Source organism: Prochlorococcus marinus XMU1405 (genome assembly GCF_017696275.1).
GTDB classification, from domain to species: Bacteria; Cyanobacteriota; Cyanobacteriia; order PCC-6307; family Cyanobiaceae; genus Prochlorococcus_A; species Prochlorococcus_A marinus_AB.
Genome location: NZ_JAAORF010000003.1, coordinates 81,743 through 99,184, shown reverse-complemented (window position 1 = coordinate 99,184; position 17,442 = coordinate 81,743). Strand labels below are relative to the sequence as shown.

At 32.8% G+C, this 17,442-nt stretch carries 22 protein-coding genes and 1 tRNA gene; 12 read left to right on the top strand and 11 right to left on the bottom strand.

The window, feature by feature from the left end:
• Nucleotides 1–70: 70 nt before the first annotated feature.
• Complete coding sequence (locus HA148_RS06550; protein WP_209131243.1) at nucleotides 71–1,369, top strand: iron uptake porin; 1,299 nt, start codon at nucleotides 71–73, stop codon at nucleotides 1,367–1,369.
• 75 nt (nucleotides 1,370–1,444) lie between these two features.
• Here HA148_RS06550 and HA148_RS06545 read toward each other — a convergent pair whose 3' ends face one another.
• Complete coding sequence (locus tag HA148_RS06545; protein WP_209131241.1) at nucleotides 1,445–1,684, bottom strand: hypothetical protein; 240 nt, start codon at nucleotides 1,682–1,684, stop codon at nucleotides 1,445–1,447.
• A 71-nt stretch (nucleotides 1,685–1,755) separates the two neighbouring features.
• Complete coding sequence (locus HA148_RS06540) at nucleotides 1,756–2,421, bottom strand: Fe2+-dependent dioxygenase (protein WP_209131239.1); 666 nt, start codon at nucleotides 2,419–2,421, stop codon at nucleotides 1,756–1,758.
• 102 nt (nucleotides 2,422–2,523) lie between these two features.
• Between HA148_RS06540 and HA148_RS06535 the strand changes: the two genes are divergently transcribed.
• The 4 genes from HA148_RS06535 (at nucleotide 2,524) to HA148_RS06520 (ending at nucleotide 4,825) form a co-directional block, all read left to right on the top strand.
• Complete coding sequence (locus HA148_RS06535) at nucleotides 2,524–3,546, top strand: extracellular solute-binding protein (RefSeq protein WP_209131236.1); 1,023 nt, start codon at nucleotides 2,524–2,526, stop codon at nucleotides 3,544–3,546.
• Between the two features lie 62 nt (nucleotides 3,547–3,608).
• Nucleotides 3,609–3,693, top strand: a tRNA-Ser gene (locus HA148_RS06530).
• A gap of 273 nt (nucleotides 3,694–3,966) precedes the next feature.
• Nucleotides 3,967–4,125, top strand: coding sequence for a hypothetical protein (locus HA148_RS06525; protein ID WP_209131234.1), 159 nt, complete (start codon nucleotides 3,967–3,969; stop codon nucleotides 4,123–4,125).
• Nucleotides 4,126–4,219: 94 nt separating this feature from the next.
• Nucleotides 4,220–4,825, top strand: coding sequence for a rhomboid family intramembrane serine protease (locus HA148_RS06520; protein ID WP_209131232.1), 606 nt, complete (start codon nucleotides 4,220–4,222; stop codon nucleotides 4,823–4,825).
• A 37-nt stretch (nucleotides 4,826–4,862) separates the two neighbouring features.
• On the opposite strand, the gene HA148_RS09635 is transcribed toward HA148_RS06520, so the two are convergent.
• The 3 genes from HA148_RS09635 to HA148_RS06510 all read right to left on the bottom strand — a co-directional run bounded on the left by HA148_RS09635 (nucleotide 4,863) and on the right by HA148_RS06510 (nucleotide 7,807).
• Nucleotides 4,863–4,991, bottom strand: a complete 129-nt coding sequence (locus HA148_RS09635; protein WP_257471610.1) for a hypothetical protein — start codon at nucleotides 4,989–4,991, stop codon at nucleotides 4,863–4,865.
• A gap of 1,038 nt (nucleotides 4,992–6,029) precedes the next feature.
• The gene (locus HA148_RS06515) at nucleotides 6,030–6,281 is read right to left on the bottom strand and encodes a 2Fe-2S iron-sulfur cluster-binding protein (RefSeq protein ID WP_209131230.1); all 252 of its coding nucleotides are present in this window, start codon (nucleotides 6,279–6,281) and stop codon (nucleotides 6,030–6,032) included.
• Nucleotides 6,278–7,807 (bottom strand): cobyric acid synthase, encoded by a 1,530-nt coding sequence (locus tag HA148_RS06510; protein WP_209131228.1) that lies wholly within the window; start codon nucleotides 7,805–7,807, stop codon nucleotides 6,278–6,280. Before HA148_RS06510 ends, HA148_RS06515 begins: the two co-directional genes overlap by 4 nt.
• 66 nt (nucleotides 7,808–7,873) lie before the next feature.
• Here HA148_RS06510 and HA148_RS06505 point away from each other — a divergent pair, with 66 nt between their 5' ends.
• Nucleotides 7,874–8,485: a nucleoside triphosphate pyrophosphatase gene (locus HA148_RS06505; protein ID WP_209131226.1), complete on the top strand. Its 612-nt coding sequence runs from the start codon at nucleotides 7,874–7,876 to the stop codon at nucleotides 8,483–8,485.
• Between the two features lie 58 nt (nucleotides 8,486–8,543).
• Here the strand turns inward: HA148_RS06505 and psbC are convergent, their stop codons facing one another.
• Both psbC and psbD read right to left on the bottom strand, forming a co-directional pair.
• Nucleotides 8,544–9,926, bottom strand: a complete 1,383-nt coding sequence (psbC, locus tag HA148_RS06500; protein ID WP_011818757.1) for a photosystem II reaction center protein CP43 — start codon at nucleotides 9,924–9,926, stop codon at nucleotides 8,544–8,546.
• Nucleotides 9,910–10,986 carry a photosystem II D2 protein (photosystem q(a) protein) gene (psbD, locus tag HA148_RS06495; protein ID WP_002807316.1) on the bottom strand — a complete coding sequence of 359 codons (1,077 nt, stop codon included), beginning with the start codon at nucleotides 10,984–10,986 and terminating at the stop codon, nucleotides 9,910–9,912. The genes psbC and psbD overlap by 17 nt, the downstream gene beginning before the upstream one ends.
• 182 nt (nucleotides 10,987–11,168) lie before the next feature.
• On the opposite strand from psbD, the gene HA148_RS06490 reads away from it, so the two are divergent.
• Together HA148_RS06490 and HA148_RS06485 are read left to right on the top strand one after the other, a co-directional pair.
• Nucleotides 11,169–11,726, top strand: a complete 558-nt coding sequence (locus tag HA148_RS06490) for a photosystem I assembly protein Ycf4 (protein WP_209131224.1) — start codon at nucleotides 11,169–11,171, stop codon at nucleotides 11,724–11,726.
• A gap of 47 nt (nucleotides 11,727–11,773) precedes the next feature.
• The gene (locus HA148_RS06485; protein ID WP_209132198.1) at nucleotides 11,774–12,379 is read left to right on the top strand and encodes a peptidylprolyl isomerase; all 606 of its coding nucleotides are present in this window, start codon (nucleotides 11,774–11,776) and stop codon (nucleotides 12,377–12,379) included.
• Here HA148_RS06485 and ilvN read toward each other — a convergent pair.
• A complete protein-coding gene (ilvN, locus tag HA148_RS06480) occupies nucleotides 12,376–12,900 on the bottom strand; it encodes an acetolactate synthase small subunit (RefSeq protein WP_011818754.1) in 525 nt (174 codons plus the stop codon). The genes HA148_RS06485 and ilvN overlap by 4 nt on opposite strands.
• A 3-nt stretch (nucleotides 12,901–12,903) precedes the next feature.
• Nucleotides 12,904–13,845 carry an alpha/beta fold hydrolase gene (locus HA148_RS06475; RefSeq protein WP_209131222.1) on the bottom strand — a complete coding sequence of 314 codons (942 nt, stop codon included), beginning with the start codon at nucleotides 13,843–13,845 and terminating at the stop codon, nucleotides 12,904–12,906.
• A 93-nt stretch (nucleotides 13,846–13,938) separates the two neighbouring features.
• Between HA148_RS06475 and petM the strand changes: the two genes are divergently transcribed.
• From petM to infA, 4 genes are all read left to right on the top strand, one after another.
• Complete coding sequence (petM, locus tag HA148_RS06470; RefSeq protein ID WP_011132786.1) at nucleotides 13,939–14,037, top strand: cytochrome b6-f complex subunit PetM; 99 nt, start codon at nucleotides 13,939–13,941, stop codon at nucleotides 14,035–14,037.
• 57 nt (nucleotides 14,038–14,094) lie between these two features.
• Nucleotides 14,095–15,057: an NAD(P)H-binding protein gene (locus tag HA148_RS06465; RefSeq protein ID WP_209131220.1), complete on the top strand. Its 963-nt coding sequence runs from the start codon at nucleotides 14,095–14,097 to the stop codon at nucleotides 15,055–15,057.
• Between the two features lie 56 nt (nucleotides 15,058–15,113).
• Nucleotides 15,114–15,326 (top strand): hypothetical protein, encoded by a 213-nt coding sequence (locus HA148_RS06460; protein ID WP_209131218.1) that lies wholly within the window; start codon nucleotides 15,114–15,116, stop codon nucleotides 15,324–15,326.
• Between the two features lie 92 nt (nucleotides 15,327–15,418).
• Nucleotides 15,419–15,685, top strand: a complete 267-nt coding sequence (gene infA, locus HA148_RS06455; protein WP_025906690.1) for a translation initiation factor IF-1 — start codon at nucleotides 15,419–15,421, stop codon at nucleotides 15,683–15,685.
• 9 nt (nucleotides 15,686–15,694) lie between these two features.
• Here infA and trxB read toward each other — a convergent pair whose 3' ends face one another.
• A complete protein-coding gene (gene trxB / locus HA148_RS06450) occupies nucleotides 15,695–17,071 on the bottom strand; it encodes a thioredoxin-disulfide reductase (protein ID WP_209131216.1) in 1,377 nt (458 codons plus the stop codon).
• A 79-nt stretch (nucleotides 17,072–17,150) separates the two neighbouring features.
• Complete coding sequence (locus HA148_RS06445) at nucleotides 17,151–17,375, bottom strand: hypothetical protein (protein ID WP_025888753.1); 225 nt, start codon at nucleotides 17,373–17,375, stop codon at nucleotides 17,151–17,153.
• Nucleotides 17,376–17,442 lie beyond the last annotated feature (67 nt).

Below are 17,442 nucleotides of genomic sequence, written 5' to 3'. Positions count from 1 at the left end.
CTTTCTTTAATTGTTACCGTAGATACAGTATAGGTACCCGTTTTATCGGGTTATTTTAGTGTGAGGTAAAATGAAACTCTTCCAACAAATGTTGGTAGCTGGAGCATCATTGAGCTTATTAGCTCCTGTTGTTGCCCAAGCTTCCGATGTAGTCAATTTAGAAGAAATGAACAGCTACACACGTAGCAAATCAAAAACTTCAAAATTAGACAATAAAACATTCATTAACGAAGTTAGTGAAGATATTGCAAACCTTAAAGGTCGTGTTGATGGCCTTGAGGCTCAACAAAATAATTTTGAAGCAGGTGCTTTTTCAAGCACTACATCGATGGATGGTAAAGCTGTCATGTGGATTGGTGCTGTAGATGGTGGAGACAACATCGGCGGTAATGAAGCAACCCAAACAGGTTACGTATACTCAATGAACTTGAACACAAGTTTCAATGGTGATGATAATCTTTATGTTCGTCTTAAATCAGGAGACGTTGGTGGCGCCGGAGATAGCCAATGGGATCTTAAGGAGACTTACCACATTGAGACAAAAGATTGGAATGATTCTTTAAGCGTAGATAAACTTTGGTACACAACCACTATTGGTGATAACATTACAGCTTTTGTGGGACCAAGGATCGAAAACTACTACATGTATATAACTCCTTCCATTTATAAGCCAGGCGCATTGAAATCTATGAAACTTGGCGGTAATGCTAACTTTGGAGCAAGTACAGACGTTGGTGCTGGTCTTAAATGGGAGTCTGAAGGTGGATTTGGTTTTGCTACTAATGTGGTATCCAAGGGAGCTGATGGTGCTGCTGGAATGCTAGGTAAGACTGATGTGAACAAATGGGACACTCAGGTTGCTTACACAACTGATAATTGGCATCTTTCTGCTACATTATCTAATCAGCAAAACTGGTCATCTCATTCATATAATGCGACTGCTAAGGCAGCGGCCATGAAGGTTGGAGACTTCACTGGTTACGCTTTCAGAGGTTATTGGAGACCAGAAGATTCTGGTACTGCTACTCCCGAAATATCAGTTGGATACGACACTAGATCTGCAGATGACGAAATCGCAGTTGGTGCAGATAAAGATTCTGACAGTTACTTTGTTGGTTTAACTTGGAAAGATATCTTCCAAGCTGACGATAGAATTGGCTTTGCTGTAACTCAGCCCCTGAAAGTTACTGATTGTAATGGTACTTGTACAACTACTGATGTTGATCCTTTTATTTGGGAAGCATACTATGCTTTCAGGCCTAATGATTCAATTGAGGTAAGACCAGCAGTCTTTGGTGGTACTAATGTTGAAGATTCAGTAGAAGATGACATTTTTGGTACTGTACTTACAACAACATTTAAATTCTAAATTCACTTCGTTACATAAAAAAACACCCCAAGGGGTGTTTTTTTTTGGACTTTATTATTTTTTAAAGTAAGTTTTTTACCAACAATTCTCTCCTTCTCCAATAGGAATACAGGTGCTAGATTTTGCTGCTTCATCAGCTAATCTTTGAGCATTTTCATCGAGTATGAAATCTGCATCAATAGGCATATTGGTATTCCATTCCTTTAATCCTCCAATTTCATTTTCACCAGCTTTTGTTGAAATATTTTCAGTTGCTGCAATAGAAAGAATACTTGTTGCTGCTAAAAATAATGAAATTGGACTTTTTCTTGGCATTTTATTTAATTTGCTTTTTTTATGATAAACACTCTAAAAGTTATTTTCTATTGAGTGTATAAAATGATTCTCTAATTACCTAGTAATCTGAGAATGTTTGAATATGATTTAAATATCAAATCCAGTTCATCTGACCTCCCATGTTTCGCTAATAAACCTTTAGCTCCTGCATCAAGATCAAACAAATATTCTCTTTCTTCAATTGACTTAACATAACTTTCAATCCAACCTACACATACTATTCTCTCTCCACTTTGTATATCTTCAACTGAATGAAGATAGGTACTTGGATAAATAATTATTTCTCCAGCATCGAGCTTAAATTTGTTTTCTGAATTAATTGTTTCTATAAGTAATTCTCCTCCTTCATATGAATCTTTATGACTTAATGAAATAGTGAATGATAAGTCTGATCTGCCCGAAGACATGAACGGATTATCTACATGCCTTCCATATCCCATGTTTTTTTTGGACTTGGTAAACATTATTCCATGTATTAATTTTGGTAATGCAAAACTTTTAATCAATTGGTTAGCGAGGATCTTAATTTTTATTAATTCAGCGCATTTCTTTGACAATTCTGAGTTTCTATTTAATTGCAAATTATTTTTTACTTTTGAAGCATGACTTCCAGCAGTTCTTTTGCCATCCTCCCAAAGAGCGTTATGATTTTTGAAATTTGAATTTATTGTTTCTATCTCTTCGTTAATTAGTAGTGGGATGGTTAAATAATTCATTTAATTTATAAAAAATGATACAAGATAATGTATTAGAAATATCTTTTAGGATTCTCGTTCTTTAGATGTGTATAAAGTAACCATAGATACTATTTAAAAAAAGTGCAAAAGTTTAAAAAACTCTTCTTTTCAGCTTTAGCTTTTAGTTTTTTTATTAATTCAAATATACCTGTAAATTCCACAGAAAAAGAAGTCAGAGTTTATTCAGGGAGACATTATAATACTGATAGAATGGTATACAAAAAATTCGCAGAAGAAACTGGAATAAAAGTTAGGCTCATAGAAGCAGCGGGGATTTCTTTAATTGAAAGATTGAAAAGAGAAGGAAAGAACTCTCAAGCTGATTTAATATTGCTTGTTGATGCGGCAAGAATCACTAATGCTGCAAAGGCAGGATTACTTCAAAGTATAGAATCTACATCTTTGGAAAATAATGTACCAGTTGGTTTAAAAGATAGGGATAAGCAATGGTATGCACTAACTCGAAGAGTTAGAGTTATGGTCGCGAATCCTAAGGTTGTTGATATAACTAAGATTAAAGACTATACAGATTTAGCTGATCCATCATTAAAAGGTAAGGTTTGCTTAAGGAATAGAAAAAGTCCATATAATCAATCTTTAGTTGCCAACCAAATTGTTAATAAAGGGGAAATAAAAACCAGAGAATGGTTGAACGGAATGATTTCTAATGTTTCTCAACCTTTCTTCCCAGGCGATATTTCAATAATTAGAGCAGTTTCCAAGAAGAAGTGCGGCATAGGGATTGTTAATCATTATTATGTTGCGAGAATGTTAGCTGGGGTTAATGGTAGAAGGGATGCTTTATATGCAAAAAAAACGGTAGTCCTTACACCTAGTCCTGCGCATGTAAATATTAGCGCAGGCGGTGTTGCTAAATACGCAACTAATAAGGATGAGGCTACTAAGCTTCTTGAGTATTTAGCATCTCCATTAGGAAGTAAAGGTCTTGCTGCTCCTACCTTTGAACATCCATTAAAAGAGGTTAATCAAAATCCAATTGTCAAAAACTTTGGAGAATTTAATCCTGATAGCGTAACGGTAGAGGACCTTGGAGTAAATAATTCACTTGCGATAAAATTGATGAAAGATTCAGGGTGGAATTGAAAATAAAGATATATATAGATTGAAAACATAATATATGAAATTTAAATATATTCTTTAATTAGGGAGAGGTGGCTGAGCGGTCGAAAGCGAACGATTCGAAATCGTTTAATAGGAAACTATTCGTGGGTTCGAATCCCACCCTCTCCGTTTTTTGTAATCTTTCCCATTATCAATGTAATTATTTAATAAAAAGTACTTATAAAATTTAAAAAAAGAGGACATTTGTTTGCCCTTTTGAGTCTCATGTGCCTCGATGTCCAGAGAGTCGATGAAGTGCCCTTGACTTCTGAATTCTTTCTACTCCTAATGAATGGGAAGAGATAGTTTTGACAACCACAAAGCACTAATACTCGGGTATTAATACTCTATTAATTTCAATTGAATAGGAGGATAATTAAGAAGTAGTCATAAAGGAGGTTTATGAGACTAACCACTCCATTAACTGCCCTAAAAAATGCAACTTCAGATATTTGGAAAATGCATGATTTTAATTATCAACTGCCAAAAGACCCTAGGCAAGATTATTGGGAAAAAGAATGCATAGACCACCCAACAAGTTCTCATTGCAAAGTTTACTAAAGGTAATATAAAATTCAAGACATTCAAAATCCCCTTTTCACGTTCTTTTTTTATCAGTAAGTAGATATTCTTTGATTATAAAACTAGAGAAAATATGGATATTAATAATTCAATATCTAAAAATGATTGGCAATACATCTTAAGCGCATCTCTTTTAATTATAGTTTTTATACTTACAGATTTAATTAGGGTTTTTGATAAAGAAATTTTATATTTTGTACCAAGACTAATTAGTGATCAACCTCATAGGATTCTCACATCAATCCTAGTTCATGCAGATTTAAATCATTTATTGAGTAATCTTGGTGGGATAATCATTACAAGATATTTTTTGATTAGACTTGGAATAGAAAGCAGATTTTTTTATCTGAAATTTATTTTAATTTGTTCTTTTTTTAATTTTTTTATTATCTGGGTTTACGAAAAGATTTTATCTTACTTTCTTAATTTCTATCCCAACTATGCCGCTTTAGGATTTAGTGGAATAATTTATGCTTTATTTGGATTCTTACTGTTAGCATCTTTTTATGGAAAGAGTCGCTTTTTAGGCAAAAAAATTAGTTTAAAATCTAATTATGAAGTGCAAAAAATGTTAAAGACAATATGCACTTTAGGATTGATTTTCTCTTTCTTACCTGAAGTTAGTTTATTGGGCCATATAAGTGGACTTATTGCTGGATTTTTTTTATTCTTGATCTAAAAGATAATTATTTATTGATCAAATTAATATCTTTGTTTTACTGCGCACCAAAATTTTTCTTGTACTCTTTATTTTCAAATAATTCATTTTTGATATCAAAAGTAACCACTATTCCAATACTTATAAGCCATAGTCCAATTGCTATTTTAGGAGAAGGTAATACCATATAAAATTTATACCTTTTCTTAGTAAGTTAAACAAATTGGAAACTCTTCACACGTTAATCTCTGATAAGTAAACACTCCTTTTTCTGTATTTATGTCTTTTTTTTGCATTATGCCCAGAAATGAAAAACTGGCATATGTGACAGTTAAGTAACATTCCATTTGTCTCGTCCACGAAAAAAAACTTCATGGCATAAATTAAAAAAGTGTGAAGAGTGGTTTAACTTATAAAGTGGAAACAAGGAAACACTTTTTTAGTAAAACCATGAAAGGCCCCATTATAGGGGTCTTTTTTTTATGAAAAATTTGTTACCGCTTTATATTTTCCTGTGTCGTTCTAAATGTTCCCTATAAAAAAAATTTGATAATGGATAAAATTAGTTCTTTTCAAATTATTTCCTGTTTGGTTCTATAATTTCCCATGTAGGAAAAAGATGTTATTTGCCCTCTACGTTTTTGATAATCATTATTAATGTTCATCTCATATGAATAAAAAAAATCTATATTTTAACTCAGTAATTATTAAAATATTTTTTACCTATTTAGTTGTTTATTTTTTTGCTCTATTATTCAAGTATACCTATGATATTGAGTTCTTATTTAATAATATTCAATACAAATATTTGATTGCTTTAAATATAGTTTCTATATTTTTAGGCCTACCATTATCAATTATTTTTGATTTTTTATTAATAAAGAATTTTGGGTTGCATTATGTTTTATTTTTTTCTCCTGCTTTAACCATTTTAAGTGTAATTCAAGTTCTTATTCTGAGGAAAATTAAATTTAAATTTTCTAGAAATATATTATTTTTTAAAAAACCAGAGGAAAATAAGTTTTATAAATTTTTTGACAATATTACTTTTAGATCTTTTTATATTTTAATCATAAGATCTTTTCCAATCCTGCCTCATGTTTTGGGTAGCTATATTATTGCCTCTTCCAAAATCAAAAAGAAGGTTATTCTAATAAATACATTTTTAGGATCATTTTTTTACTATGTTTTCCTTTATCTAATAATAGGTAATGTTTAGTGAAATTTATTTTTCCCAAAAGGGGTCAGTAGTTAAAGAAACCTGTAACGTACATTTTTTTTTATTTTTAATTTTACTTATACAAGCCCTTACTGTTTCACCATTTACATCTATTTCACAGGCTCCACAACTTCCAGTGAGGCAGCCAGTAGGGATTTCTAAACCTGCTTTTTCAGCAGAAGAAAACCAGTCATCACCCTCTGAAACAAATGTTTCTTTATTGTTTGGCCATATTATTTTTATATTTGTTTCTTTCAATTTAAAAATGATTTGAGATTTAAATGTTTGTGGAATTCATTCGCAAGATTATCAATAATGGATTGTCTCTTTTCTTTATAAGAAATTGATTTTTTATTTAATATTGGTAGATTTTTACTCTTCCTAATTAAATTAATGTATTGCTCCCTCCAACTGTCATTTTCAAAGATCCCATGAATGTATGTTCCTGCAATAGTTCCTCCTTTATCATTTTCTTTGTACCAACCAAGATCTAAATCTTCAAAAATAGGATTAATCTTTAATGAACTTTGGATTTCATCTAATACAGTTTGACCATTATGAATTTCAAATCCATTAATTTCTGATTGGCATGGCCATATAGATTTAGATTTGATTTGACGTGTTAATTTTTTTTTAAAGAAAGTCGTTTTTAATGGTAGTAATCCAATCCCTTTAATTTTTTGTTCAGAATAATTTTTGGAACCCTCTTTAAAATAAGGATCTTCAAGTGTAGTCCCTAACATTTGTAAACCTCCACATATTCCAATAATATTTCCTTCGTTATTTGAATAGTCCCTTATATCATGAGTTAAGCCAGAATTTTCAAGAAATATTTGATCTTTAATGGTTTGTTTACTCCCCGGCAGAACAATGAAGTCATAATTACTTAGGTTTTGTGATTTTCTAATCCATTCAATTAATATTGTTTCTTCATTTTCTAGGGGATCAAAATCTGAGAAGTTACTAATAGATGGTAATTTTATAATCCCAACTTTGATTTCAGGATTTTTAAAAAGTGATTTTTTTTCTATTAAATCTAAAGAATCCTCTGGAGGGAATGAATCATTTAACCATGGAATAATTCCAATAATAGGGATTTGAGTTTTATTCTCTATCCATTTTTTCCCGTCTTCAAATAATGAAAGGTCTCCTCTGAATCTATTTATAATAATTCCCTTAATAAGCTTCTTTTCTTCAGGCTTCATTAATTCAAGCGTGCCAATTATTTGTGCAAATACGCCTCCCCTTTCAATATCAGTAACCAAAATGCAATTTGCATTTAAATACTTAGCAACTCTTAAATTAGTAAGATCTCTATGAATCAAATTCATCTCTACAGGACTCCCAGCCCCTTCGATGATTAAACGGCAATTCGGATTCCTATCGTAAATAGACTTTAAACTTTTTTTAATTACTTCCCAACCAGGAATAAACCAATCTTTATAGTAATTTTGTGCGGTTGTTGTCCCTATGCTTTTCCCAAGGTGAATCACCTCGCTTGTTGAGTCCCCTTGTGGTTTTAATAAAATGGGATTCATCTTTGCAGAGGGATTAATACCACAAGCAAAAGCTTGAAGTGCTTGTGAATATGCCATCTCTCCGCCATCCCAATCAACCCAGGCGTTATTACTCATATTTTGTCCTTTAAAAGGTATTGGTTCTTCTCCTAAATTCTTAAGAATTCTGCAAATAGCAGTAACCGTTAAAGATTTACCTGCTCCACTGCAAGTGCCTAGGACCATTATTGGTTGCTTTATTTCATGTAATTTTGCTTCTGACTCCATTAGTAATTTATATTAATTTTAAAATTTATTAATTATTAAATTGAATTATAATTTGGTAAAAAATTTGTGTTAATTCTAGCCTCTGCTTCTCAATCTAGAAAGAAATTACTAGAAAATTGTCAAATTGAATTTATCCAAATATCAAGCGACTTTGATGAAAGTACTATTCAAGAAGAGAATATATTTAATTTAGCTTTGGAATTATCTTTTCAAAAGGCTAATAGTTTATCTGAGAATATTCAAAATATATCATTGCCCGAAAAATTTAATTATGGTCCTTTGGAAATACTTGGGTGCGATTCAATTTTTGAATTTAAAGGAGAAGCTTATGGAAAACCATCTGATAAGGAGGAGGCATTTATTAGATGGAAAAAAATGTCTGGAGAATTTGGATTTTTACATACTGGTCATACTCTGATAATTGGAAATTTTGATTCAACTTCTAAAATTTTTAAAATCACTGAAATAATAAAAAAAATAGTAAGTTCAAGAGTTGATTTTTCTAAGTTGGAAGATTGGGAAATCAAGAGTTATGTAGATACAAATGAACCTTTATATTGCGCGGGAGGATTTGCCTTGGAAGGTATAGGCGGTAAATATATAGAAAAAATAGAGGGTTGTTTCAGTAATGTAATGGGTTTAAGCTTGCCATGGCTCAGAAAAAATTTATATAGGTAAGAAAATTTAGCAAAAAAAAACCCTATCTTTAGATAGGGCTTTTTTTTTGAAAAAGAATTTAATCTAAATCAGGCATTTCTAGAGCTGGTTCACTCTTTCTGTCGATTCCTTTTTCGAAACCAGCAGCGGCTGCTCTAGCACGTCCTGCATGCCAAAGGTGACCGATGAATGTAAACCATCCTAGGAAGAATTGAGCTGCAGCTAACCATTGTCTTAGGTTGACGAAGTTAACAGCATTAGGCTCTGTAATAATTCCACCAACAGAGTTGATAGAAGCGTTAGGAGCATGAGTCATATATTCAGCAGCTCTTCTTACCTGCCAAGGCTGAATATCGTTTTGGATTTTCTCAAGGCTTAATCCGTTAGGTCCTCTTAAGGGCTCTAGCCATGGGCCTCTGAAATCCCAAAATCTCATTGTTTCACCACCAAATATAATTTCACCTGTAGGAGATCTCATGAGATACTTACCTAGACCTGTTGGTCCCATTGTTGAACCTACGTTAGCACCAATTCTTTGATCTCTCACAAGGAAAGTAAAGCTTTGAGCCTGTGAAGCTTCAGCATTTGTTGGGCCATAAAATTCTGAAGGGTAAGCGGTGTTGTTGAACCAGATGAATGTTGAAGCAATAAAACTTGCTACACAGATTCCACCAAGTGCATAACTTAGTAATCCTTCACCATTCCAGATGAATGCTCTTCTTGCCCATCCAAAAGGTTTGGTAAAGATATGGAATATTCCTCCAATAATTGCAGTAATACCCACATAAACGTGTCCACCAACAATATCTTCAATAGAGTTGACACCGATTATTGAACCAGCTCCTCCCCATGGAGATCTAAATAGATAACCAAGAATAACTCTTGGGTCTAGTGTTGGATTAACAAGTCTGACTTCTCCACCACCAGGTGCCCATGTGTCATATGCACCACCAATAAAACACCAGTTTACTGACCATGCTAATGCACCTACACCTAGAACGATCAAATGATATCCAAGAATATTGGTCATTTGATTTTTATCTCTCCAATCAGTAGAGAAAAACGGAAAATCTTCTTCAAGTTTTTCTGGACCTGCTAATGAATGGTAAATACCACCAAAACCAAGAACAGCAGAAGCTATTAAATGAACCACGCCCGCTTGGAAGAAAGGCATGATGTCTGTAACTTCACCACCAGGACCTATTCCATAACCAAACATTGCTACGTGTGGCATACAGATTAGACCTTGCTCCCACATCGGTTTATCAAAAGTAAAATGATTAACCTCAAAGAGCATCATTGCTCCCGCCCAAAAGACTATTAGTCCAGAGTGAGCAATGTGAGCTCCTAATAAACGTCCAGATAAATTGATTAATCTAGCGTTACCTACATACCAGGCATAGCCAGTTTCCTCAATACTTTGGTTTGGAGCTCTTAATAAGTTATTAAAGGGCGTTTCCACGTGGAAGAACCTCCTCAGGGAATACAAAGTTTTCGTGTGGTTGATCCACAGAAGACATCCATGCTCGCATACCTTCGTTCAAAAGTATATTTTTTGTATAGAAAGTTTCAAATTCTGGATCCTCTGCTGCACGGATCTCTTGGCTTACGAAATCATAAGCTCTTAAGTTTAGTGCTAAGCCGACAATACCAATTGAAGATGTCCACATACCCATAACAGGTACAAACAGCATCAAAAAGTGCAAGAAACGCTTGTTTGAGAAAGCAATACCGAAGATTTGACTCCAGAATCTATTCGCTGTAATCATTGAATAAGTTTCTTCTTCTTGAGTTGGATCAAAAGCTCTAAATGTTGAACTTTGAACCTTACCATCTGTATAAATACTTGTATCTTCATACAAAGTATTTTGTACTGTAGCTCCATGAATAGCGCAAAGTAGAGCACCACCAAGAATTCCAGCTACTCCCATCATGTGGAATGGATTTAAGGTAATATTGTGAAAACCTTGAATAAATAGGATATAACGGAAGATTGCTGCAACACCAAATGAAGGTGCGAAGAACCAACTATGCTGTCCTAAAGGATAAATGAGGAAAATACTTGTAAATACTGCAATTACTGCTGAGAAAGCTAATGCATTGTACGGTCTAATTCCAACAAGGCCAGCAATTTCAAACTGACGAAGCATAAAACCAATTAGGCCAAATACTCCATGTAATGCAACGAAGTTCCAAAGACCACCAAGTTGTAGCCATCTTACAAAACTACCTTGGGCTTCAGGACCCCATAAAAATAGAAGACTGTGTCCCATGGCATCACCAGGGGTACTTACAGCTGCTGTTAAAAAGTTACAACCTTCAAGGTATGAGCTTGCAACTCCATGTGTGTACCAAGAGGTAACAAATGTTGTTCCGACAAACCAACCACCTATAGCAAGATATGCACAAGGAAGTAAAAGTAGTCCGGACCAACCAATAAATACAAAGCGGTCACGCTTCAACCAATCATCGAGGACATCAAACCATCCTCTTTGTGGGGCGCTACCAACTGCGATCGTCATGAGAAATCGTTTTTAGCTTCGGGATACGCAGTGACTGTAACAAAGATTGAGAGTAATGTGGGGAAATATTTGTATATCTGAAATGCCTTGTAAAGCTTTCCTGACTTTTTTATTAAAAATTAGGTAAGAATACTCCCTTAGTTTGTTAAATTATCTGAATTAGGCTCTAAAAAAAGATAAAAATGAATTCAAACCTCACGTCTTTCGATAAAATCGAACAAAAAATTGGTGGTTCAAGGAAAATTTCTAATTATATAATTGGCGGAATGCTAACTATTGGTGGGATTGGTTTTCTTCTAGCCTCTATATCTAGTTACACAGGAAGGGATTTATTGCCTCTGGGTAATCCTTCCACTTTATTGTTCATCCCTCAAGGAATAATAATGGGAGCGTATGGAATAATAGCCAATTTGTTAAATTTTTATTTATGGTATCTGGTTTATATTAATTTTGGTTCAGGAAGTAATTATTTTGATAAATCATCAAAATCTGTAGAAATAAAAAGAAAAGGATTATTTAAAGATATTGAAGTTAAATTAAATTTCGATGAAATTAAATCGGTTAAGTTAGATATAAGTGAGGGATTTAATCCTAGAAGAAGAATTGCTTTAATATTGAAAGGTAGAAAAAAACCTCTTCCATTAAGTGGAGCAGGTGAACTAAAACCACTGCTTCAAGTTGAAGAAGAAGGGGCTCGTCTGGCTAAATTTTTGGGCGTTAATTTGGAGGGCTTAAAATAAAAAAGAAATACTTTTTAAGAACACTATCTTTTATAAATGTTTTGTTTTTGGTTCAAGCTTGTAGTTTTAAGAATAAGATTGAACCAAATTATTATTGCCAAAAACTTAAATTTACTTGTATCCATAGTAATAAAGTAGTCAATTTTAAAACTTCAAAAGGTGATTTTGAGGTTAAATTATTTGGTAAAGATAACCCAGTAACAGTATCAAACTTTCTGGAAAACATAGACAATAATATTTACGTAAATCAAAAATTTTATAAAATAATAAATTATCCCCAAATAAGTTTTATACATGGTGGTGTTAATCCAGAAAATAAACTTTATATTGAACGAAAACAAAACCTTAATAAGACAAATCCATCAATACCTTTAGAAATAAAATTTAAAGAAGAAATTAAACCAAGGTATAATTATCAAATAAAAAATCCTAATAAAATAGAAAAGTTAGTTAATACTTTTGAAAGTGGTTCAATTGCTATGGTTAAGAGCGGTAAGAATAAGTCTTCATCTACTGAATTTTTTTTTGTAACTAGTAAGATCCCAGAACTAGATGGAAGATATTCAATTTTTGGAAAGATTATTAAAGGATTAGATGTACTAAAAAAAATCAATAAAGAAGACTACATTAAGGCAGTAGATATAACTAATTAAATTTCTAGAGAATATTTATTTATTTTCAACATTTCTGTATTAACTCCTGAAGAACGTTTAAGAGCTACCTTGCCAGTCCTCGCAATTTCAAGGATGCCGTATGGCTCGAGTAATTTTTCTAAAGCAACTAACTTCCCAGGATCTCCAACCACCTCGAGAGTTAAGGCCATATCTGAAACATCAACAACTTTTGCACGGAAAATCTGTACTATATCAAGGATATTACTTCTGGTATCTTCTTTCGATGAAACTTTTAGTAACATTAATTCCCTCTCAACAGCTGCGAGATTAGTAAAATCTACAACTCCAAGAACATTAAATAACTTATTAAGTTGCTTAGTCATTTGTTGAAGAGTTTCATCATCACCTTCTACTACCATTGTTAACCTTGAAATCCCTTTAGATTCTGCAGGTCCTACTGCAAGGCTATCTATATTGAATCCTCTTCTTGCAAATAGACCTGAGATTCTACTTAAAGCTCCAGATTCATCTTCTACAAGAACTGATAATGTATGTTTCATATTTTAAAAGGTTTTTAAATCTCTAATCCATTCATAAGAGATTCTATTGAATACTGAAGGATCTTCATCATGGATACAATGCCCTGAATTGGATACTATTTTTAATTTTACCCATCTATGGAAATTTGCAATCTTTTTGCCAACAAACAAAGGTATGAAATTATCTTTTTCTCCCCAAATTAATAAAAAAGGAACTTTTTTGGAGGAACTAAGTTTTCTCAAAAGGTAAGAAGCTTGAAATTTTTCATCTCTTGAAGACATTCCAATACACATCGCTCTTAATGATCTGGCCGAAGTTCTTCTTAAAACTGGTTTTGTCACCAAATCTAATAGTTCGCGATCAATATTATCTTTTTTGAAATAGGCAGAATTTAGTCCCAGTTTTATAACCCCTAATTTAGTTATTAAAAATAAAATAATCTCCAAGGGGAAAAACAAAAAAAATATTGTTATGCATCTATATTGAAATTCCTTAAATGACGATTTTTTTGTTATGGACTTTTTATTTTCTTGAATTTGATCTGGCAAAGGCGATGCAATAACTGTTGCAATCTGATCCTCTAATGAAACAGCACATGTTAGAGCAACTAGTGATCCAAGGGAATTGCCAATAAGAATTACTTTCCCAGAATTCTTTGGTCTTATTACCTGTGCAATAAAGTCTTTCACTTGATCACACCAAATCTCATTATTTAGTTTTCCAATTTGTCTAATCCCAGGTTGATCTGAATCCCCAAATCCTATTAAATCCAAAGAATAAGAGGCAAAATTCTTTTTCGCAAAATACTCTAAATTGTTTCTCCAATGTTTTCGACTTGCTCCAAATCCATGGAGAAAGATAATTGGAATCTCATTTTCTTCGCCTGTAACACTCCAACAAATTTTAAAACCATTCCAATTCCAGTAATTAGGAATGTTTATATTTTTTTTAAAATTATTATTCATATGTTAGAAAATTTTCAAGATATTTGAATTATCTACATTTTTAACAAATAAATGTATTTTGAATGTAAATTATAGTAATGATTCAATTTTACTATGGCTAAAGAAATTTTTAGTATTGCAGCAGTTTTTTGGATACTGATACCAATAGGATTAGTTGGTGGTGCTTTGTTATTAAAGTTTCAGGGAGACTGATTCTCACAGATACATCACAATTTGAGTTATGGTCTTAAAGTTAAGTAAATCTTAAGTATGAAGATTCTTTTAGTAGGAGCAACAGGGACACTTGGTAGACAAATAGCAAAGCAAGCTATAGAAGAGGGACACGAAGTAAGATGCTTTGTAAGAAATCCAAGAAAAGCTTCCTTTCTACAAGAATGGGGTTGTGAGCTAACAAAAGGTAATTTATTAAATTCTTCTGATATCGAATATGCATTGCAAGATATTGAAGTAGTTATTGATGCAGCGACTAGTAGGGCAGATGATCCTAAAAGTATTTATGAAATTGATTGGGATGGAAAACTTAACTTATTCAATGCTTGCGAATCTTTAAACGTAAAAAGGGTAATATTCCTTTCTATCCTCCTAACAGAAAAGTTTAGAAATGTTCCTTTAATGGACATTAAATTTTGCACTGAAAAACTTCTTGAGAAATCTAATTTAGACTATACAATCTTCAAATGTGCAGCTTTTATGCAAGGAGTTATTGGTCAATTTGCAATACCAATCTTGGATAGTCAAGCAGTGTGGATGAGTGGGACTCCAACTAAAATTGCTTACATGAATACTCAAGATATGGCGAAAGTTGTTGTAGCAGCAGTAAATAATCCAAAAACTCACAGAACATCATTGCCATTAGTAGGTCCCAAAGCATGGGATTCAAATGAAGTTATATCTTTATGTGAAAAATTTAGTGAAAAAAAGGCGAAAATTTTTAGAGTTTCCCCTTTCCTTATTAGTGTCACTCAAAAAGTAGTTTCCTTTTTCCAAGATTCTCTTAATGTTGCTGAGCGATTGGCTTTTGCTGAAGTAACTAGTAGTGGTGAATCATTAGATGCTGACATGAGCAAAACTTACGAAATATTGGAACTTAAAAAAGAGGATATGACCTCACTAGAGAGTTATATAAAAGAGTACTATCAACAAATACTTAAAAGATTAAGGGAAATGGAAGCAGATCTTAATATTGAAGAAAAAAAGAGATTACCTTTTTAATATTGCAATTTTAGAATCATATAGTATATTTGTACTATATTGAATATTATTGACCTATGTCTGTTTCTAAGTCTAAAAACCTTGAGCGAAAACTAGATAATTTTGCAAAAGAAGCAAAAAATCAATTGAATAATGTTTGCGGATCTTCATTATGGGAAAGCCTTGGGTTTGTTTTTTTTGATCAATTAGAAGATTCTGAAAAAATTGCGAAAGCAAATTTTTACTATGGACAACTTCAAATAATTAATGAAATTAGATTTTCAATTTGAATTGAATTGCATATTTTTACGTATGTAATTTTTTTTAAATCAATTTTGGCCAATCTTTTTCTGATAATATGTACTTAGTAAAAGATTAATTAATGATTGAAACTTCAGGTGTAATAGAAAAAGAGCAGGGGAATGGATTTTATTTGGTTACCTTAGAACAACCTGAAGGGCATCAATGTTTATGTAGAGCTGCAGGTAAATTGACTAAATTTAGAATTAAATTATTAGCTGGAGACAAAGTGTTAGTTGAGATAAGTCCTTATGATCTTTCTAGAGGGAGAATAACTTATAGAGAGAGGAATGCAGGCGGTGCTAGACCTACTACTAATAAAAATAATCCCAAGAGAAATAATAAATAAAAAAATACTTTAGATAATATTTTTTATCGCTTCTTTAAACTCACTTCTTTGTTTAACACCTTGCCATTGTTTTTTTAATAATTTTTCTTTAAAAAGTTGAACTGTTGGCGTGCCATTAATACCAGCTTGTATTGCAATATCTTGATCTTTATCAATATCTATTTCAACACCAAGAACTGCACCATCAAGTTCTTTAATTACCCTTTTTAACTGAGGTTTCAAAACATGACATGGACCGCAGCTAGGGGAACTAAAAATTACTAAGATAGGTTTTTTACTCTCGTGATAAAGTTTCCTTAATGCATAACTGCCTTTTTGCCATTCGGAATTTGAATCGAAAGTGTCTTCATTAACTTCTTCTTCATTAAAATCTGATGAATTAAGCTTTTTTTCTGGTTCTGGTGTTTCTCTGACTATAGTTTTTGCTAAGTTTTTTTCGGCGAGCCATCTTTCAGTAGCTAATGCTGCCATGCATCCAGTTCCTGCAGCGGTAACTCCTTGTCTCCACTCAGAATCAACAACATCACCTGCAGCGAAGATGCCTTCAATAGATGTTTCTGGCCTTCCTGATTTGCAAGCAATATAGCCTTTATTATCTAAATCAATTTTGTTTCCCAAGAATTTCGTATTAGGTGTGTGCCCTATCGCGTAAAAAAGACCTTTTATATTTATTTCCCCTTTACCTTCTTGAGAGTGAATAGTTTCTATTCTCTCTAGCCATTCAGTACCATCCGCTTTATCAACTTTTGTGTTCCAATGAATTTCTATCTTTGGATTAGCTTTTACTCTATCAACCATTGCTGCGCTAGCCCTCAATTTTTCTGATCGAACAATCAAATGCACTTTGCTTCCATACTTTGTGAGATAAGCTGCTTCTTCACATGCAGAGTCCCCCCCTCCAATAACAGCTAATTCTTCATCTCTAAATTGTGGGGTGGCTCCATCACATATTGCACAAGCACTTATTCCTTTACTCCAAAATTTATCTTCATTAATTACGCCTAATCTATTTGCACTTGCTCCAGTTGCAATAATAATTGAGTTAGATTTTATAGTTCCTTCTAAAGTTTTTAATTCAAAGGGATGTGAATCGGTATTAATTGAGACTACATCACTTTCATATAAATTAGTGCCCCATCTTTCTGCTTGAGCCTTCATTAGATCCATCAATTCAGGACCCAGTACTCCATCTGGGAAACCTGGATAATTTTCAACAAATGTTGTAGTCATTAATTGCCCACCAGGAATTCCACCAGAATTAAATCCTGTTACAAGTAATGGTTGGAGATTTGCTCGTGCGGCATATATTGCAGCGGTGTAACCTGCAGGTCCCGAACCTATAATTACTACATTTTCTATGTTTGAAATCTTCTCTTTATTTTCCATTTATTTGCTAATTTCACTACTAATGATAATAAACTAACCCAAATAATGTAGGGCGGATTTCACTCGATAGATTTATTACTCAATCGTTGACTTTTTGGTCTAATAACTTTTTTAATTCCTTTGGGAAGTTTAAAACAGAATCTTTTAAATTTTCGTTCTTTTCTCCAATATGTAATATCCACTCTCTAAATTCTTCAGCTATTGCATAACTGTCTTCATACCTTTCTAAAGTGTCCATTGCAGAAATTCTATTGGTTGCCCAACAGGTCGCTATGTCGATCCTTTTTCTAATGAAATTGTCCATTGAAAGATTTAAATTGTATATAGATAAACACATCAGATAACCTATGTATTGTCTAATAAGTTACAAC

Coding starts and splice junctions, on each gene's coding strand:
- HA148_RS06550 (WP_209131243.1), top strand. CDS start 71: ATGAAACTCTTCCAACAAATGTTGGTAGCTGGAGCATCATTGAGCTTA.
- HA148_RS06545 (WP_209131241.1), bottom strand. CDS start 1,684: ATGCCAAGAAAAAGTCCAATTTCATTATTTTTAGCAGCAACAAGTATT.
- HA148_RS06540 (WP_209131239.1), bottom strand. CDS start 2,421: ATGAATTATTTAACCATCCCACTACTAATTAACGAAGAGATAGAAACA.
- HA148_RS06525 (WP_209131234.1), top strand. CDS start 3,967: ATGAGACTAACCACTCCATTAACTGCCCTAAAAAATGCAACTTCAGAT.
- HA148_RS06520 (WP_209131232.1), top strand. CDS start 4,220: ATGGATATTAATAATTCAATATCTAAAAATGATTGGCAATACATCTTA.
- HA148_RS09635 (WP_257471610.1), bottom strand. CDS start 4,991: ATGGTATTACCTTCTCCTAAAATAGCAATTGGACTATGGCTTATAAGT.
- HA148_RS06510 (WP_209131228.1), bottom strand. CDS start 7,807: ATGGAGTCAGAAGCAAAATTACATGAAATAAAGCAACCAATAATGGTC.
- psbD (WP_002807316.1), bottom strand. CDS start 10,986: ATGACGATCGCAGTTGGTAGCGCCCCACAAAGAGGATGGTTTGATGTC.
- HA148_RS06490 (WP_209131224.1), top strand. CDS start 11,169: ATGAATTCAAACCTCACGTCTTTCGATAAAATCGAACAAAAAATTGGT.
- ilvN (WP_011818754.1), bottom strand. CDS start 12,900: ATGAAACATACATTATCAGTTCTTGTAGAAGATGAATCTGGAGCTTTA.
- HA148_RS06475 (WP_209131222.1), bottom strand. CDS start 13,845: ATGAATAATAATTTTAAAAAAAATATAAACATTCCTAATTACTGGAAT.
- petM (WP_011132786.1), top strand. CDS start 13,939: ATGGCTAAAGAAATTTTTAGTATTGCAGCAGTTTTTTGGATACTGATA.
- HA148_RS06465 (WP_209131220.1), top strand. CDS start 14,095: ATGAAGATTCTTTTAGTAGGAGCAACAGGGACACTTGGTAGACAAATA.
- HA148_RS06460 (WP_209131218.1), top strand. CDS start 15,114: ATGTCTGTTTCTAAGTCTAAAAACCTTGAGCGAAAACTAGATAATTTT.
- infA (WP_025906690.1), top strand. CDS start 15,419: ATGATTGAAACTTCAGGTGTAATAGAAAAAGAGCAGGGGAATGGATTT.
- trxB (WP_209131216.1), bottom strand. CDS start 17,071: ATGGAAAATAAAGAGAAGATTTCAAACATAGAAAATGTAGTAATTATA.
- HA148_RS06445 (WP_025888753.1), bottom strand. CDS start 17,375: ATGGACAATTTCATTAGAAAAAGGATCGACATAGCGACCTGTTGGGCA.